The following is a 14133-nucleotide window of genomic DNA, read 5'->3' as shown; positions in this document are numbered from 1 at the left end:
ACCCCGGCCCGGCGCGCCGTCGGGGGTCGGGGGCACGATCACCGGTGTGAAGGTCACGGTTCTGGTCGGGGGCGTCGGCGGTGCGCGGTTCCTGCAGGGGGTGCTGGCGGCGCTCGGCGAGCAGGGCGACGTCTCCGCGGTGGTCAACGTGGGCGACGACCTCTGGCTGCACGGGCTGCGCGTCTGCCCGGATCTCGACACCTGCATGTACACGCTCGGCGGCGGCATCGACACCGGGAAGGGCTGGGGCCGGGCCGACGAGACGTGGTCGGTGAAGGCGGAACTGGAGGCCTACGGCGCCGACCCGACGTGGTTCGGACTGGGCGACCGGGACGTCGCCACCCACCTCGTGCGCACCCGGATGCTGCGCGCGGGCTACCCGCTCTCGCAGGTCACCGAGGCCCTGTGCAACCGCTGGCGGCCCGGCGTCGCGCTGATCCCGGCGAGCGACGACCGGATCGAGACGCACGTCGTGATCGACGACCCGGACTCCGGCGAGCGGAAGGCGGTGCACTTCCAGGAGTGGTGGGTCCGCCACCGTGCCGTCCCGCCGGCGCACGGGTTCGCCTCCGTCGGACGGGACCAGGCGACGGCCTGCCCGGCCGCGCTCACCGCCATCGCCGAGGCGGACCTCGTCCTGCTCGCCCCGTCCAACCCGGTCGTCAGCGTCGGCACGATCGTCGACGTCCCCGGCCTGCGGGCCGCCCTCGCGGCCGCGCCTGCACCCGTCGTCGGGATCAGCCCGATCATCGACGGGCGCGCGGTCCGCGGCATGGCCGAGGCGTGCCTGGACGCCGTGGGCGTCGAGGTGTCGGCGGAGGGCGTCGGACGGCACTACGGCGCGCGCTCGACCGGCGGCCTGCTCGACGGCTGGCTCGTCCACGAGACCGACTCCGCCGAGATCCCGGGCGTGGCCGTCCGCTCCGTGCCGCTGCTCATGACCGACCCGGAGGCCACGGCCGCGATGGTCCGGGCGGCGATCGACCTGGCGGGCGTCGGCGGGGCGGGCGCGGCGACGGGCGGCGCCGATGTCTGAGTTCCCCGGGGCCGACCACGCCGCGGCCGGTGGCCTCACCGTCTGGGGCGTCCCGGGCCTGCCCGAGTTCCGCCCGGGCGACGACCTGGCCGCCGCGCTGGTCGACGCGCTGCGCGGGCAGGTGGCCGACGGCGACGTCGTGGTGGTCACCTCGAAGGTGTTCTCGAAGGTCGAGGGTCGCCTGGTCAGGGTCCCGAGCGACCCCGACGAGCGCGACGCGGCCCGCCGCCGGCTGATCGACGGGGAGTCGGTCCGGCTGCTGGCGACGAAGGGCCGCACCAAGATCGTCACCAATCGCCTCGGCATCGTGCAGGCGGCCGCCGGGGTCGACGGGTCGAACGTCGAGAGCGACGAGGTGGCGCTGCTGCCGGAGGACCCCGACGGGTCCGCCGCCCGCCTGCGTGCCGCCCTCGCGGACGGGCTCGGGGTGGACGTCGCCGTGGTCGTCACCGACACGATGGGACGCTGCTGGCGGCTGGGGCAGACCGACGCCGCGATCGGCTCCGCCGGGCTCGTCGCGCTGCACGGCTACGGCGGCGCGGTCGACCGCCAGGGCAACGAACTGCTGGTCACCGAGGTCGCGGTGGCCGACGAGATCGCGGCGGCGGCCGATCTGGTGAAGGGCAAGCTCGGCGGGGTGCCGGTCGCGGTCGTGCGCGGCCTCGGCGGGCTGACCGGCGACGGCCCGACGGCGGGGGCGCTGGTCCGCCCCGTCGAGGAGGACCTGTTCTGGCTCGGCGCGGACGAGGCCATCGCGCGGGGTCGGCGGGAGGCCGTCCCGGCGCGGCGGTCGGTCCGCGCGTTCGCGGACGACCCGGTCGAGCCGGACCGGGTCCGCCGCGCGGTCGCCGCCGGCCTCACCGCACCCGCCCCGCACCACTCGCGGCCGGTGCGCTTCGTCTGGCTGCGCGACGCGACCCGCCGTCGGGCGCTGCTCGACGCGATGGGCGCCGCGTGGCGCGCGGACCTCGAGGCCGACGGGTTCACGGCGGGCCAGGTCGAGAAGCGGCTCGCCCGCGGCGACCTCCTGTACCGGGCGCCGGAGCTGGTCCTGCCGTTCCTCGTGCGGGGTTCCGACGGCGGGTCGCACGACTATCCCGACGCCCGCCGGGCCGCGTGCGAGGACACGATGTTCACCGTCGCCGGGGGCGCCGCGGTGCAGGGCCTGCTGGTGGCACTCGCCGCGGAGGGCCTGGGGTCGTGCTGGGTCGGCTCGACCATCTTCGCCGCCGACCTCGTGCGGTCCGTCCTGGACCTGCCGGCGACGTGGGAGCCGCTCGGCGCGGTCGCCGTCGGGCACCCGGCGGAGCCCACCGCCTCGCGCGGCGAGCCGACGACCGACGACCGGCTGGTGGAGCTGTGACCCCGGTGCACGACGACGCGGCGGCGGTGCTGACCGCGTGGGACGCCCCGTCCGCCGACCAGTCCGCGATCCGGTACGCCCTGCTCGCCTTCCTCGCGGCGCGGCCCGACGCGTGTGCGCGGGCGTGCGTACCCGGGCACCTCACGGCATCGGCGCTGGTGGTCGACGCCGCCGGGGAGCACGCGCTGCTGACGCTGCACCCGCGCGTCGGACGCTGGCTGCAGCTCGGCGGCCACATCGAGGCCGACGACCCCACGCTGCGCGCCGCGGCGCTGCGCGAGGCGACCGAGGAGTCCGGCATCGACGGCCTGACGATCTCCGACGCGCCGGTCCACCTCGACGTCCACCCCGTGACCTGCTCGCTGGGCGTGCCCACCCGGCACCTGGACGTCCGCTACCTGGTCCGTGCCCCGCAGGGCGCGACCGCCGTCCGCAGCGACGAGTCGGTCGACCTGCGGTGGTGGCCGCTCGCGGAGCTGCCCGACGACGTGGCCTTCGGCCGGTCGCTGGGCGGCTGACGCCCGGGCCCGGGACGTGGCGCCACCCTGACAGCGAGCGTCAGCCGTGTGCCACCGCTGACGCTCTGAGGAGCCGGTCAGCGCACGAGTGCGAGGGCGTCCCGGGCGTAGGCGGCGACGCCGAGGCCGTGCCGGTCGAGCACGAACGCCAGCGCCTCGGACACGTCGGGCCCCGCGACAGCGCGATGGCGCTCCGCCACGGAGCGGGCCGCCGCGGAGTCGACCGGTTCCCCGGCCGTCCAGGTGCGGGCCCAGGAGAGGCCGAGTTCGTCGAGGGTCTCGTCGGGCACGACCGGCTCCCCGAACCCGTCGAGGATCTCCGCGGGCGTGTGCCGCTGCCCCTCCAGGGTGCCGCGGACGGCGGCGATCCGGCGCTCGACCCGGTCGCGCACCGCCTCGAGGACCGCGAGGAGCTCCTCGGACGTGCTCGACCCGTCGTCGGGAAGACCGAGCTCGCGGCAGAGCAGCGTCCGCTGCAGCTCGACGACGTCCTCGCGGGACCACAGCCCGGGGCGCAGCGCCGCGACCGGCAGCCCGCTCGCGCGGGCGACCTCGGCAGCGCTGGACGCCGTCATCACCACTCCCGGAAGTCGCGCGGGGAGTACCGCGGCCCGAAACGGGGGCGCTTGAAGCCGGACGCCTCGATGTAGCGCACCGCGCGCTGCCGCTGCGGGGCGTAGCAGGCGAGGACCTCCATCATCCCGGCGTCGTCGAGCTTCCGGCCGACCAGCGCGTAGCCGACCGTCGTGGGGATGTGGAAGTCGCCGATCGAGACGGCGTCCGGGTCGCCCCAGGCCCGCTGGGCGACCTCCGCGGCGGTCCAGACCCCGATGCCCGGCACCTTGCGCAGCAGCGACCGGCCCTCGACGCCGCGCAGCTCCACGGCCTTCTCGAGCCGGTGCGCGACGGTCGCCGACGCGAGGATCGCGCGGCGCCGCGACTGGTCGACGCCGGCCTTGTGCCACTCCCAGTCCGGGATGGCCTTGGTCTCGCGCGGCGTCGGCGGCACCCGCATGCCCTGCGGCGCCGGACCGGGGGCGGTGCCGCCGAAGCGCCGGCAGAGTTCCCGCCACGAGCGATGCGCCTCGATCCCGGTGACCTTCTGCTCCAGGATCGCGGCGAACAGCTGGTCCCACACCGCCCCGCACGCCCCGAGCCGTAGGCCGGGCAGGCGGTGCCGGGCGTCGGCGACCAGCGGGTGGTGGCCGACGAACCCGGCGTCGTCGTCGTCCGCGCCGAGCAGCGCGGGCAGGCCGTCGAGCACCCACTCGGCGCCGTCGCCCCACGCGTCGGCGACCACCTCGGTGCCGAGGCGCCGGATCCGGGTGGTCGCCGGGCCGAGCGGGGTGGAACAGACGCGCCACACGACGCCGGACTCGTCGACGCGGCAGGTCGGGTCGCCCCTGCCGTGCCGGAGCGGCCCGATCAGGGCCGCGATGTCGAGGACGTAGCCCGGGAGCCAGCGGCGGGTACGAGCCCCGCTCTCGGTCAGGAGCGCCTCAGCCACTCCCCGAGAATCGCAGACCGCCGTCCGGGATCGCGAGGCCGGGCCACAGGCGCACGCCGTCGCGCAGCTCGCAGCCCGCGCCGACGGAGACGTCGTCGCCGACCACCGCGTCGCTGACCACCGTCTCGTCCCCGATCACGGCCCGGGGACCGATGACCGAGCGGGTCACGACGACGTTGTCGCCGATCCGGGCGCCGTCCATCACCACGGAGCCGATGACGCGCGAGCCGTCGCCGACGACGACGTCGCGGCCGAGCGTGCTGCCGTCGGACACCGACGCCGTCGCGGCCGTCTTGGCGCCCGGGAGCAGCAGGGAGGTGCCGACCGGTCCGGGCAGGGCCGACGTCGGGGCGATCCCCTGCACGAGGTCGGCGCAGCCGCGGACGAACGCGGCGGGGGTTCCGAGGTCGAGCCAGTAGGACGACTCCACGTGCCCCTGCAGCCGACGGCCCTCGCGCAGGAGGCCGGGGAACGTCTCGCGCTCGACGCTGACCGGCCGACCCTCGGGGATCGCGTCGATCACGGCGCGGCGGAAGACGTAGCACCCGGCGTTGACCTGGTCGGTCGGCGGGTTGAGCGTCTTCTCCAGGAACGCCTGGACCCGGCCCGTCGCGTCGGTGGGCACGCAGCCGAAGGCGGTCGGGTCGGGCACGCGGACCAGGTGCAGCGTCGCGTCGGCGCCGGCGGTCCGGTGCTCGGCGAGCACGGCGCCGAGGTCGACCCCGGAGAGGATGTCGCCGTTGAAGACCATGACCTCCTCGAAGGAGGGGTCGAGCGCGGCCGCGGCGTGGCGGATGCCGCCGCCGGTGCCCAGCGGCTCGGGCTCGGGCACGCACTCCAGCTCGAGGCCGAACGCGGACCCGTCGCCCAGGTAGTCGGCGAACACCTCGGCGCGGTAGCTCGTGCCGAGCACCACCCGGCGGATGCCCGCGGCGGCGATGCGCGAGAGGAGGTGCCCGATGAACGGCACTCCCGCGGTCGGCAGCATCGGCTTCGGCGTCGAGGACGTCAGCGGCCGCAGGCGGCTGCCCTGACCACCGACCAGCACCACCGCGGCCGTGCCCTGCGCCGTTCCCCCCGTGTCCGTCACGTTCGTGCCCTCCTGGGTCGATCCGGTGCCCCGGCGTGACGACGGCGTCGCGTCCGGGCGCTAGTGTGAACGCCACTCGGCAGTCACCGGTCCGGGTCCTCCGGGGCCCACCGGACGCCTTATCCGTCGCCGGGAGCCGGGCAGGAGAAGCGTGGTGGAGCCGTCGAACGCGTGGGACCGCGCCCAGGAGGCTATCGTCCGGGCGCAGCAACGCAACGCCACCGTGGTGACCCCCGACAGCGCTGAGTCACCCTTCGACGCGTCGGCCACGCAGATGATTCCCCAGTCAGCCCTTCGCCCGAGCGACGAAGTGACCACCCAGCGTCACTATCGGCCGTCACCGGGCGAGCTGGGCCACCGGGACGGGCGGCACCGCCAGCCTCCCGGATGGGCTCCGCGCGAGCCGGAGACGACCCCCGTCGAGGTCTCGGATCCGACCCTGATGCGGCCCGTGCCGGCCGAGGCGCCGACCGTGCGCACCGCCGCGACCCGGCCGCCGACGGCGCCGTTCCCGGCGCAGGACCGCGGCCGGGAGGACCAGCCGCGCCCGGACGACTCCCCCACGACGCCACCGGTCGGCGTCAAGGTGCCGTTCTGGAAGCGTCTGTTCCGCCGCTGACGCCCGTCCCGCTCGTGACAGGAACGCGTCGTTGCTGCCATGAGGTGACAGCAATGACGCATTCCTGCCACGGGAGCGGCAGCCCTCAGGCCGCGTGCCGCGTGCTCCAGCGCGCCCGCACCCCGAGCGCCGCGCGCAGGCCGGCCCGCAGCGGGGCCCAGCGCCGGCCGCGGTAGCGGTCGGCCAGGAACCGGTAGGCGCTGCGGTGGTGCTCCCGGAGCATCCGCGCGGACGTCGGGACGTCGGCCTCGGTCGCGTGCCCGCCGGTGTGCACGACCTCGGCCTCCGGCACGTAGACGTTGAGCCACCCGGCCCGGCCGAGCCGGTCGCCGAGGTCGACGTCCTCGAAGTACATGAAGAAGCGTGGGTCGAAGCCGTCGACCGAGTCCCACGCCGCCCTCCGGAGCAGCACGCACGAGCCCGAGAGCCAGCCGGCGGTCCGCTCGGCGACCGCCCCCTCCTGCCGGTAGGAGCGGGTCCAGGGGTTCGCGGGCCACACCGCGCCGAACACGGCGTGCCCCACCCCGCGACCGAGCGACGGGACGAGCCGCGCCGACGGGTAGACCTCCCCGTCGGTGCGGATGAGCGGGCCGAGCGCGCCGGCGCGGGGCCGGCGGGCGGCCGCCTCGAGGAGCCGGTCGAGCGACCCCGGGCCGAGGACGATGTCCGGGTTGGACACCAGCACCCAGCCGACCTCGCGGGGCAGGCCCGCGACCGCGCGGTTGGCCGCCGCGCCGTAGCCGAGGTTCTCCCCCATCGGCAGCAGCTGCGCCCGGCCCGCGGCGGCGGCCGCCTCGGGGACGCCGTCGGTCGAACCGTTGTCGGCGAGCACCACGACGGGTCGGCGGGTGGTGGCCCCGCTCAGCGAGTCCAGGAACGCGGGGAGCGAGTCACCCGGCGAGTAGGTCACGACGACGACGGCGAGCTCGTCTCCGTAGGACATGTCGACCATCCTGGCCGGGGACGGTCCGGCGTCGGACAGGAGGGTCTAGCGGCGCGTCTCGTCGGTGGCCGGGAGCGCGACCGGCCAGTACTGCCAGGACCCGGGCCCGAGGCCGCCGGTGTTCGGCGCGGACCGGGCGGGGCGGGCCGGGGGCGCGACCCGCGGCGGGGGCGGCGTCGCCGTCCGGCGCGTGGCGCGGTCCATGCGGGCCCGCAGCCGGTGACGCTCGCGGCCCGCGTCGATCACGAGCCAGACCGCGACCACGCCCAGCAGGGCGAGCAGCACCGTCTCCAACGCCATACGACGTGAACGCGCGCGGCGCCGGGAGGTGACGGTTCGTCGCCGACATGCCCCGGAAAATCTTCGGCCCGCTCCCGGATGATCTTCCCGACGTCGGGTGTGCGCCGGACGGGCTCTCCGGTCCCGTCAGCGGCCCAGCAGCTCCGGGTGGCGGTCGACGGCCGCGTGCAGCGCGTCGCGCCAGTCGGGCAGCGGCGCGAGTCCGGCGGCGGTCCACGAGTCCGGGGAGAGCACCGACCAGGCCGGACGCGGCGCAGGCCGGGGGAACTGGTCGGTGGTGCAGCCGCGGACGCGCTGCGGGTCCGCGCCGAGCTCCTCGAACACGGCGCGCGCGAACCCGCACCAGGTCGTGGCGCCGCCACCCGTCGCGTGCAGGGTCCCGGCGGGCGCGTCCGAGCGGCCCAGCGCCACGAGCGCCGCCGCGAGGTCGGCCGACCACGTCGGGGACCCGTGCTGGTCGTCGACGACGTCGAGGGTGTCCCGCCGGCCGGCCAGCCGCGCCATCGTCGCGACGAAGTTGCTGCCGGTGTCGCCGTAGACCCAGGCGGTGCGCACGACGTGGTGGGCGTCGAGCGCGTCCCGCACGCGCTGCTCGCCCAGCTCCTTCGTGCGGCCGTAGACACTGCGGGCGCCGGTGGGGTCGTCGGGCTCGTAACCCGCGCCGGGTCGTCCCGCGGGCCCGCGCCCGTCGAACACGTAGTCAGTGGAGACGTGCACGAGCCGGGCGCCGTGCCGGGCGCACGCAGCGGCGAGGTAGCCGGGGGCGTCGGCGTTCACCGCGTGCGCGGCGCGGGCCGCGTCGGGGTCGGTCTCGGCGAGGTCCACCGCGGTGAAGGCGGCGGCGTTGAGCAGGACGGCCGGCTCGTCGACGCCGCCCGCCCAGTCGGCCACGGCCGCGTCGACCGCCTCGGCGTCGGTGATGTCGAGGTCGGCGCGCACGAACGCGCGGAACCGCTCACCGCTCGTGGTCAGCACCCGGACGAGGTCCGTCCCGAGCGCCCCGCCCGCTCCCGTCACCATCCACCGCACGCGCAGCCTCCGAAGATCGATCCCGACCCGCACGGGCGGGTGATGCTGTGTCATCCTCCGACGCGCCGCGGCGGGTCCGAACGGGTGGTGCCCGAGAAACCCGGGTGAGGCCGTCTAGCCTGCCCTTGAGCCGGTCGACCGGGACGACGATGTCTCCGGGGGCGACCCACCGACGACCATCGATGCACGACACTGAGAACCGCCGCTGACTTCAGACCGTGAGGGGAGGCGCACCGTGGACGACGACCGTGGGCGTTCCCGTCGCGATCCCGCACGGCGGTTCGGCCCCTCCGCGGGACGGCCGGCGCCGCCGGAGGCCGAGCGCCGCCGCGAGCCGCCGCGCGGTGGTCCGCCCCCGCAGGCCGGAGGTGCCTCGGCACGGCTGCGGCGCAGCGACCTCCGCGAGCTGCGCCCCGCCGGGCCCGCGGGCCGCGACGCCCCGGCCGGGATGGGCCGGCCGCCGTCGTCGGTCGCCCTGCGCGAGGGCCCGCCCCGCTCGCCCGGCGACCGCCCGCCCGGCCCGCCGTCGCGGCCCGCGCCGCCGCGGCCGGCGCCGCCCAGGCCCGAGCCCCCGGCCGACGGTCCCCGCCGGCGGCCGTGGCGGATGCTGCGCGTCGTCGTGACCGTGATGTCCGTGCTGATCCTCGCCGTCAGCGGCACCGCCTGGGCGGCGCTCTCCGGCAGCTTCGCGACGTCGGGCGCACTGTCGAGGAAGGGCACGGCGGCCGACGGGGCCACCGACATCCTGCTCGTGGGGACCGACAGCCGGAACGACGCGCAGGGCAACCCGCTGCCGCGCGACGTGCTCGCCCAGCTCGACGCCGGCTCGGCCGACGGCGAGCTGAACACCGACTCGATGATCCTGGTGCGGGTGCCGAACGACGGCAGCCGCGCGGTCGCCTTCTCGCTGCCCCGCGACAGCTACGTCGGGCTGCCCTGGTCGTCGGGCAAGGGGAAGCTCAACTCGGTCTACCCGGGCGCGAAGGCCGCGATGGCCCAGAAGCTGGTGTCCGAGGGCGACGCCGACCCGCGCGACGTCGACGTCCGGTCCTCGGAGGCCGGCCGCGCCGCGCTCGTCGAGACGGTCCAGGAGCTCACCGGCATCGGGGTCGACCACTACGCCGAGATCAACCTGCTCGGGTTCTTCAACCTCACCAACGCCATCGGCGGCGTCGACGTCTGTCTCAAGAACCGGGTGGACGACGACTTCTCCGGCGCCCACTTCGCGGCCGGACCGCGGTCGGTGTCGGGCCACGACGCCCTCGCGTTCGTGCGCCAGCGCCACGGCCTGCCGCTCGGCGACCTCGACCGCGTGCGCCGTCAGCAGGCCTTCCTCGCCGGGCTCTCGCACAAGGTCCTCTCCGCCGGCACCCTCGCCGACCCGATCACGCTGGGCCGGCTGCTCGACGCGGTGAAGCAGTCGGTCGTCCTCGACGGCAACTGGGACCTGCTGGGGTTCGCCCAGCAGATGCAGGGCGTCAGCGGCGGCGCGGTCACCTTCATGACGATCCCCACCGAGGGCGGGGTCAGCACCAGCGCCGGGGACGCGCTCAAGGTGAACGAGAGCGAGGTCAAGCGGTTCGTCTCCGACGCGATCGGCCCCGAGGACACCCCGGTGGTGCCCACCGGGCCGGCGCCGGCCCAGATCCCGGTGGACGTCCGCAACGCCTCCGGCACCGGCGGGGCCGCCGCCCGCGTCGTCCAGATCCTCGGCGCCCAGGGCTACACGCAGCTGCGCTCCGGCAACGCCGACCAGCCCGCGACGACCTCGGCGATCGTCTTCGGGCCCGGCGGGGACGCCGGGGCGGGCGTGGTCGCCCGGGCGCTGGGCGGGCTGCCGACCCGGGCCGACGCCTCGGTCCCGCCGAACGTGGTGCAGGTGCTGCTGGCGTCGGACTACCGCGGCCCGGGCGCCGTGGTGGCGCCCTCGGACAGCGCGGACAGTGCGCCACCCCCGCCGCCGCAGCCGCCGATCACCGCGGACGGCATCCCCTGCGTCAACTGAGCGGCGACTAGGCTCGCCGCCCGATGACCGTCACCGACGCGCTGCTGGCCCCCGTCCTCGCCGCCGACGCCCGCCGCCCGCTGATCACGTTCTACGACGACGCGAGCGGCGAGCGGCTCGAGTTCTCCGGCGAGACCCTGGCGAACTGGGTGGCCAAGACCGCCAACCTGCTCCGCGACGAGTGCGACGTCGAGCCCGGGACGCGCGTGTCGGTGGCGCTGCCGGCGCACTGGCAGAAGGCCGTCGCACTGCTCGGGGCTTGGTGGTGCGGGGCGCACGTCGTCGACTCCGACGCGGCGGTCGCGCTGGTCGACGCCGAGCACCTCGACGTCGACGCCCCGCTGCTCGTCGGGTTCTCGCTGGACGCCTTCGGGCGCCCGCTCGCGGACCTGCCGGCCGACGCCGTCGACTACGCGAGCGAGGTCCGGATGCACGGGGACCACTTCACGCCGGAGCCGGTCGCCGGGAGCGCTCCGGCACTCGGCGACGCGACCGTGGACGCGGTGGTGGACCTGTCCCGACGACGGGCCGCGGAGCTCGGCCACGGCGCCGACACGCGGCTGCTCTCCACGGCCGACTGGCCCGTGGTGGCCGAGGGCGGCCTGGTGGACGGGCTGCTCGCCGTCCTCGCGGGCGGCGGGTCGCTCGTCCAGGTCCGGCACGCGGACCTCTCGGCGCTCGACCGGCGGGCCGAGGCCGAGAGGTGCACGGACCGGCTCTAGCCGCGCAGGACCTGGCGGCCCATGACCATGCGCTGGATCTGGTTGGTGCCCTCATAGATCTGCGTGATCTTCGCGTCGCGCATCATGCGCTCGACCGGGAAGTCGGTGGTGTAGCCGGCGCCGCCGAACAGCTGGACGGCGTCGGTGGTCACCTCCATCGCGACGTCCGAGGCGAAGCACTTCGACGCCGAGGCGACGAGGCCGATGTTCTTCTCGCCCCGCTCGGCCTTGGCCGCGGCGACGTAGACGAGGTGGCGGGCCGCCTCGATCTTCATCGCCATGTCGGCGATCATGAACTGGACGCCCTGGAAGTCCGAGACGGCCTTGCCGAACTGCTTGCGGTCCTTGACGTAGTCGACCGCCGCGTCGAGGGCGCCCTGCGCGATCCCGACGGCCTGCGCGCCGATCGTCGGGCGGGTGTGGTCGAGCGTCGCGAAGGCGGTCTTGAGGCCCGTGCCGGGCTCGCCGATGATCCGGCGGCCGGGGACGCGGCAGTTCTCGAAGTAGATCTCGGTGGTGGGCGAGCCCTTGATGCCGAGCTTGTGCTCCTTCGGGCCGACCGAGAAGCCCGGGTCGTCCTTGTGCACCACGAAGGCGGAGATGCCGTTCGCGCCCTTGTCGGGGTCGGTCTTGGCCATGACGGTGTACCAGTCGGAGACGCCGCCGTTGGTGATCCAGCACTTGGTGCCGTTGAGGATCCAGTCGTCGCCGTCCTGCTGGGCACGCGTGCGCATCGAGACCGTGTCGGAGCCCGCCTCCCGCTCGGAGAGCGCGTAGCTGATCATCGACTGGCCGCTCGCGATGGTCGGCAGCACCTCCTGCTTCAGCTCCTCGGAGCCGGACAGGATGATCGGCATCGAGCCGAGCTTGTTCACCGCGGGGATCAGCGAGGCCGACGCGTCGACGCGCGCGACCTCCTCGATGACCATGCACGCCACGATCGAGTCCGCGCCCTCACCGGAGTACTGCTCCGGGATGTGGATGGCGTGGAAGCCCGAGGCGGTCAGCGCTTCGCGGGCCTCCTGCGGGAACCGGGCCTGCTGGTCGACCTCCGCCGCGAACGGCGCGATCTCCTTCTCGCTCAGCGCGCGGATGGCCTCGCGCAGCGCGGCCCGCTCCTCGCCCAGGTCGTAGACGTCGAACTCCGGGTTCACCGCGAACTCCTCCCCAACCGAAACGTACTCGTGACTCACGGTACAACCGGATGGTTGGACGTCCTACCGTTCGTGGGCTTGCTCTCGCGACCGGTGCCGACGTACGGCGTCGCGGTTCGCGCAGGCCGTGGAGCAGTAGCGCTGCCGCCCGGTCCGCGAGACGTCGGCGTACACGCGGTCGCAGCCCTCGACCGCGCAGCGGCCGAGCCGGTGCATCCCGCGGCCCGCCAGGTGCAGCGCCGTCCCCATCGCGATCAGCGAGCACAGCACGCGCCCGACCGGCAGGTCCGCGTCCCGGAAGTGCAGGTGGTACCCCCCATCGGCGTGCTCCGTCGAATCGTGGTCGGTCATGCGGGGGTGTCCGCAGAACTCCGCCAGCAGCTCGTTGGTGCGCTCCGCCCGCTCCGCCGCCACGGGGGCGTCGACGATCCGCACCCACCGGTCGAGCACCTCGCGGGTGCGCTCGAGGTCGTCCTCGGCGGTGGCGTCGACGACGAGGCCCGCGTCCCGGCAGCGGTCGACCAGCTCCCGGCGCCCCGCGGGCGGGTCGTTGGCGAGATCCGCCGCGAGGAGGACCGCGTCACGCCCGTAAGGGTTGAGGTGCACGAGGCCATGACAGCACGCTCGGGGCCATGACCGCGAGCCACCGGTGGACCACCACCTCCCGCCACCTCACCAGCGACGGCCCCGTGCGCTACCAGCGCTGCGCGTGCGGGGCGCACCGCGTGCTCTACCCGAGCTGGGGCGCCACCTCCGAGGCCACCAGCTCGACGGTGTCGAGGTCGGCGAGGTCGAGCACCTGGAGGTAGACCCGGCGGATCCCGGTACGTTCGCGCCACGTGCCGAGCGCGTCGACGATCTGCGCGGGCGTGCCGGCGAGCGGGTTGTCCGCGAGCTGCTCGGCGTCGACCCCGAGCTCCTGCGCGCGCCGGGCCACGGCGGTCCCGTCCTTCCCGACGACGAGCGTGTGCGCGACCGAGCGGGTGATCGACCCCGGGTCCCGGCCCGCCTCGGTGCACGCCGCCGCGACCCGGTCGACCTGCTGGACGGCCTGCTCCAGCGGGACGAAGGGCAGGTTGAACTCGGTGGCGAACCGCGCGGCGAGCGCCGGGGTCCGTCGCGGCCCGGTCCCGCCGACGATCACGGGCAGCGGCTGCTGCACCGGCTTCGGCAGCGCGGGCGAGTCGACGAGCGTGTAGTGCTCGCCGGAGAAGGCGAACGACTCGCCCGCCGGGGTCGACCACAGGCCGGTGATGACGGCGAGCTGCTCGGCCAGCCGGGCGAACCGCTCGCGGGTCGGCGGGAACGGGATGCCGTAGCCGGTGTGCTCCGCCTCGAACCAGCCGGCGCCGAGCCCGAGCTCGACGCGGCCGCCGGACATCTGGTCGGCCTGCGCGACCTGAATCGCCAGCGGCCCCGGCAGCCGGAACGTCGCCGACGTGACGAGCGTGCCCAGGCGGATGCGCTCGGTCTGCACGGCGAGCGCCGACAGCGTCGTCCACGCGTCGGTCGGGCCCGGCTCGCCGGACACGCCGCCCATCGCGCGGTAGTGGTCGGACCGGAAGAACGCGTCGTACCCCGCGTCCTCGGCGGCACGGGCGACCCGCAGCAGGTCGCCGTAGGTCGCGCCCTGCTGGGGCTCGGTGAAGATCCTGAGGTCCACACCGACCACGGTAGGCCGGGGACGCCTCATGGTCCGGCTCGGCTGGTGTAGGTGTGGCCGGTCGGGGTGGTGGTCCGGACGGTGTGCGGATGCGGCCCGAAGCCGTCGTGGAGCAGTTCGGTGACCCACCCGGGCAGTTCTTTGAGGTGGTTGCCGCGCACGCAGTTCCCGCGCCCGTTGCCCA

Annotated in this window: 15 protein-coding genes; 6 read left to right on the top strand and 9 right to left on the bottom strand. The window is 75.4% G+C overall.

Annotation, left to right across the window (positions count from 1 at the left end; translation table 11 throughout):
* Nucleotides 1-46 precede the first annotated feature (46 nt).
* The 3 genes from cofD to LN037_RS18390 are packed head-to-tail and all read left to right on the top strand — an operon-like array spanning nucleotide 47 to nucleotide 2917.
* On the top strand, nucleotides 47-1036 hold the full coding sequence (gene cofD / locus LN037_RS18400) for a 2-phospho-L-lactate transferase (protein WP_230755251.1): 990 nt from the start codon (nucleotides 47-49) through the stop codon (nucleotides 1034-1036).
* Nucleotides 1029-2399: a coenzyme F420-0:L-glutamate ligase gene (locus LN037_RS18395; RefSeq protein ID WP_230755249.1), complete on the top strand. Its 1371-nt coding sequence runs from the start codon at nucleotides 1029-1031 to the stop codon at nucleotides 2397-2399. Before cofD ends, LN037_RS18395 begins: the two co-directional genes overlap by 8 nt.
* Nucleotides 2396-2917 (top strand): NUDIX hydrolase, encoded by a 522-nt coding sequence (locus LN037_RS18390; protein WP_372460492.1) that lies wholly within the window; start codon nucleotides 2396-2398, stop codon nucleotides 2915-2917. The genes LN037_RS18395 and LN037_RS18390 overlap by 4 nt, the downstream gene beginning before the upstream one ends.
* Before the next feature lie 77 nt (nucleotides 2918-2994).
* Here LN037_RS18390 and LN037_RS18385 read toward each other — a convergent pair whose 3' ends face one another.
* The 3 genes from LN037_RS18385 to manB are packed head-to-tail and all read right to left on the bottom strand — an operon-like array spanning nucleotide 2995 to nucleotide 5514.
* Nucleotides 2995-3492, bottom strand: coding sequence for a MerR family transcriptional regulator (locus LN037_RS18385; protein ID WP_230755247.1), 498 nt, complete (start codon nucleotides 3490-3492; stop codon nucleotides 2995-2997).
* Nucleotides 3492-4424: a DNA-3-methyladenine glycosylase family protein gene (locus LN037_RS18380; protein ID WP_230755245.1), complete on the bottom strand. Its 933-nt coding sequence runs from the start codon at nucleotides 4422-4424 to the stop codon at nucleotides 3492-3494. The genes LN037_RS18385 and LN037_RS18380 overlap by 1 nt, the downstream gene beginning before the upstream one ends.
* Entirely contained in the window at nucleotides 4417-5514 is a 1098-nt protein-coding gene (manB, locus tag LN037_RS18375) for a mannose-1-phosphate guanylyltransferase (RefSeq protein ID WP_230755243.1), read from the bottom strand. Before manB ends, LN037_RS18380 begins: the two co-directional genes overlap by 8 nt.
* Before the next feature lie 154 nt (nucleotides 5515-5668).
* Here manB and LN037_RS18370 point away from each other — a divergent pair, with 154 nt between their 5' ends.
* Nucleotides 5669-6133 (top strand): hypothetical protein, encoded by a 465-nt coding sequence (locus LN037_RS18370; protein WP_230755241.1) that lies wholly within the window; start codon nucleotides 5669-5671, stop codon nucleotides 6131-6133.
* An 85-nt stretch (nucleotides 6134-6218) separates the two neighbouring features.
* Here LN037_RS18370 and LN037_RS18365 read toward each other — a convergent pair whose 3' ends face one another.
* From LN037_RS18365 to rfbD, 3 genes are all read right to left on the bottom strand, one after another.
* The gene (locus LN037_RS18365) at nucleotides 6219-7076 is read right to left on the bottom strand and encodes a glycosyltransferase family 2 protein (protein WP_230755239.1); all 858 of its coding nucleotides are present in this window, start codon (nucleotides 7074-7076) and stop codon (nucleotides 6219-6221) included.
* A gap of 45 nt (nucleotides 7077-7121) precedes the next feature.
* A complete protein-coding gene (locus tag LN037_RS18360) occupies nucleotides 7122-7376 on the bottom strand; it encodes a hypothetical protein (protein ID WP_230755238.1) in 255 nt (84 codons plus the stop codon).
* A 126-nt stretch (nucleotides 7377-7502) separates the two neighbouring features.
* A complete protein-coding gene (gene rfbD / locus LN037_RS18355; protein WP_230755235.1) occupies nucleotides 7503-8396 on the bottom strand; it encodes a dTDP-4-dehydrorhamnose reductase in 894 nt (297 codons plus the stop codon).
* Between the two features lie 244 nt (nucleotides 8397-8640).
* Between rfbD and LN037_RS33750 the strand changes: the two genes are divergently transcribed.
* Both LN037_RS33750 and LN037_RS18345 read left to right on the top strand, forming a co-directional pair.
* Nucleotides 8641-10410 carry an LCP family protein gene (locus LN037_RS33750; protein ID WP_230755233.1) on the top strand — a complete coding sequence of 590 codons (1770 nt, stop codon included), beginning with the start codon at nucleotides 8641-8643 and terminating at the stop codon, nucleotides 10408-10410.
* 23 nt (nucleotides 10411-10433) lie between these two features.
* Entirely contained in the window at nucleotides 10434-11132 is a 699-nt protein-coding gene (locus tag LN037_RS18345) for a TIGR03089 family protein (protein WP_230755231.1), read from the top strand.
* Here LN037_RS18345 and LN037_RS18340 read toward each other — a convergent pair.
* The 3 genes from LN037_RS18340 to LN037_RS18330 all read right to left on the bottom strand — a co-directional run bounded on the left by LN037_RS18340 (nucleotide 11129) and on the right by LN037_RS18330 (nucleotide 13949).
* Nucleotides 11129-12286 (bottom strand): acyl-CoA dehydrogenase, encoded by a 1158-nt coding sequence (locus LN037_RS18340; protein ID WP_230755229.1) that lies wholly within the window; start codon nucleotides 12284-12286, stop codon nucleotides 11129-11131. The two genes, LN037_RS18345 and LN037_RS18340, sit on opposite strands and share 4 nt — an antisense overlap.
* A gap of 63 nt (nucleotides 12287-12349) precedes the next feature.
* Nucleotides 12350-12892 (bottom strand): CGNR zinc finger domain-containing protein, encoded by a 543-nt coding sequence (locus LN037_RS18335; protein WP_230755227.1) that lies wholly within the window; start codon nucleotides 12890-12892, stop codon nucleotides 12350-12352.
* Between the two features lie 124 nt (nucleotides 12893-13016).
* Nucleotides 13017-13949 (bottom strand): LLM class F420-dependent oxidoreductase, encoded by a 933-nt coding sequence (locus tag LN037_RS18330; protein ID WP_230755225.1) that lies wholly within the window; start codon nucleotides 13947-13949, stop codon nucleotides 13017-13019.
* Nucleotides 13950-14133 lie beyond the last annotated feature (184 nt).

The organism is Actinomycetospora soli, assembly GCF_021026295.1.
In the GTDB taxonomy this organism is placed as follows: Bacteria; Actinomycetota; Actinomycetes; order Mycobacteriales; family Pseudonocardiaceae; genus Actinomycetospora; species Actinomycetospora soli.
The sequence above is the reverse complement of the archived record's forward strand: the minus strand, read 5'-3'. Positions and strand labels throughout refer to the sequence as shown.

Excerpts from the sequence above, each read along its gene's own strand:
- LN037_RS18395 (WP_230755249.1), top strand. The coding sequence starts at position 1,029 with ATGTCTGAGTTCCCCGGGGCCGACCACGCCGCGGCCGGTGGCCTCACC.
- LN037_RS18385 (WP_230755247.1), bottom strand. The coding sequence starts at position 3,492 with ATGACGGCGTCCAGCGCTGCCGAGGTCGCCCGCGCGAGCGGGCTGCCG.
- LN037_RS18365 (WP_230755239.1), bottom strand. The coding sequence starts at position 7,076 with ATGTCCTACGGAGACGAGCTCGCCGTCGTCGTCGTGACCTACTCGCCG.
- LN037_RS18360 (WP_230755238.1), bottom strand. The coding sequence starts at position 7,376 with ATGGCGTTGGAGACGGTGCTGCTCGCCCTGCTGGGCGTGGTCGCGGTC.
- rfbD (WP_230755235.1), bottom strand. The coding sequence starts at position 8,396 with ATGGTGACGGGAGCGGGCGGGGCGCTCGGGACGGACCTCGTCCGGGTG.
- LN037_RS18345 (WP_230755231.1), top strand. The coding sequence starts at position 10,434 with ATGACCGTCACCGACGCGCTGCTGGCCCCCGTCCTCGCCGCCGACGCC.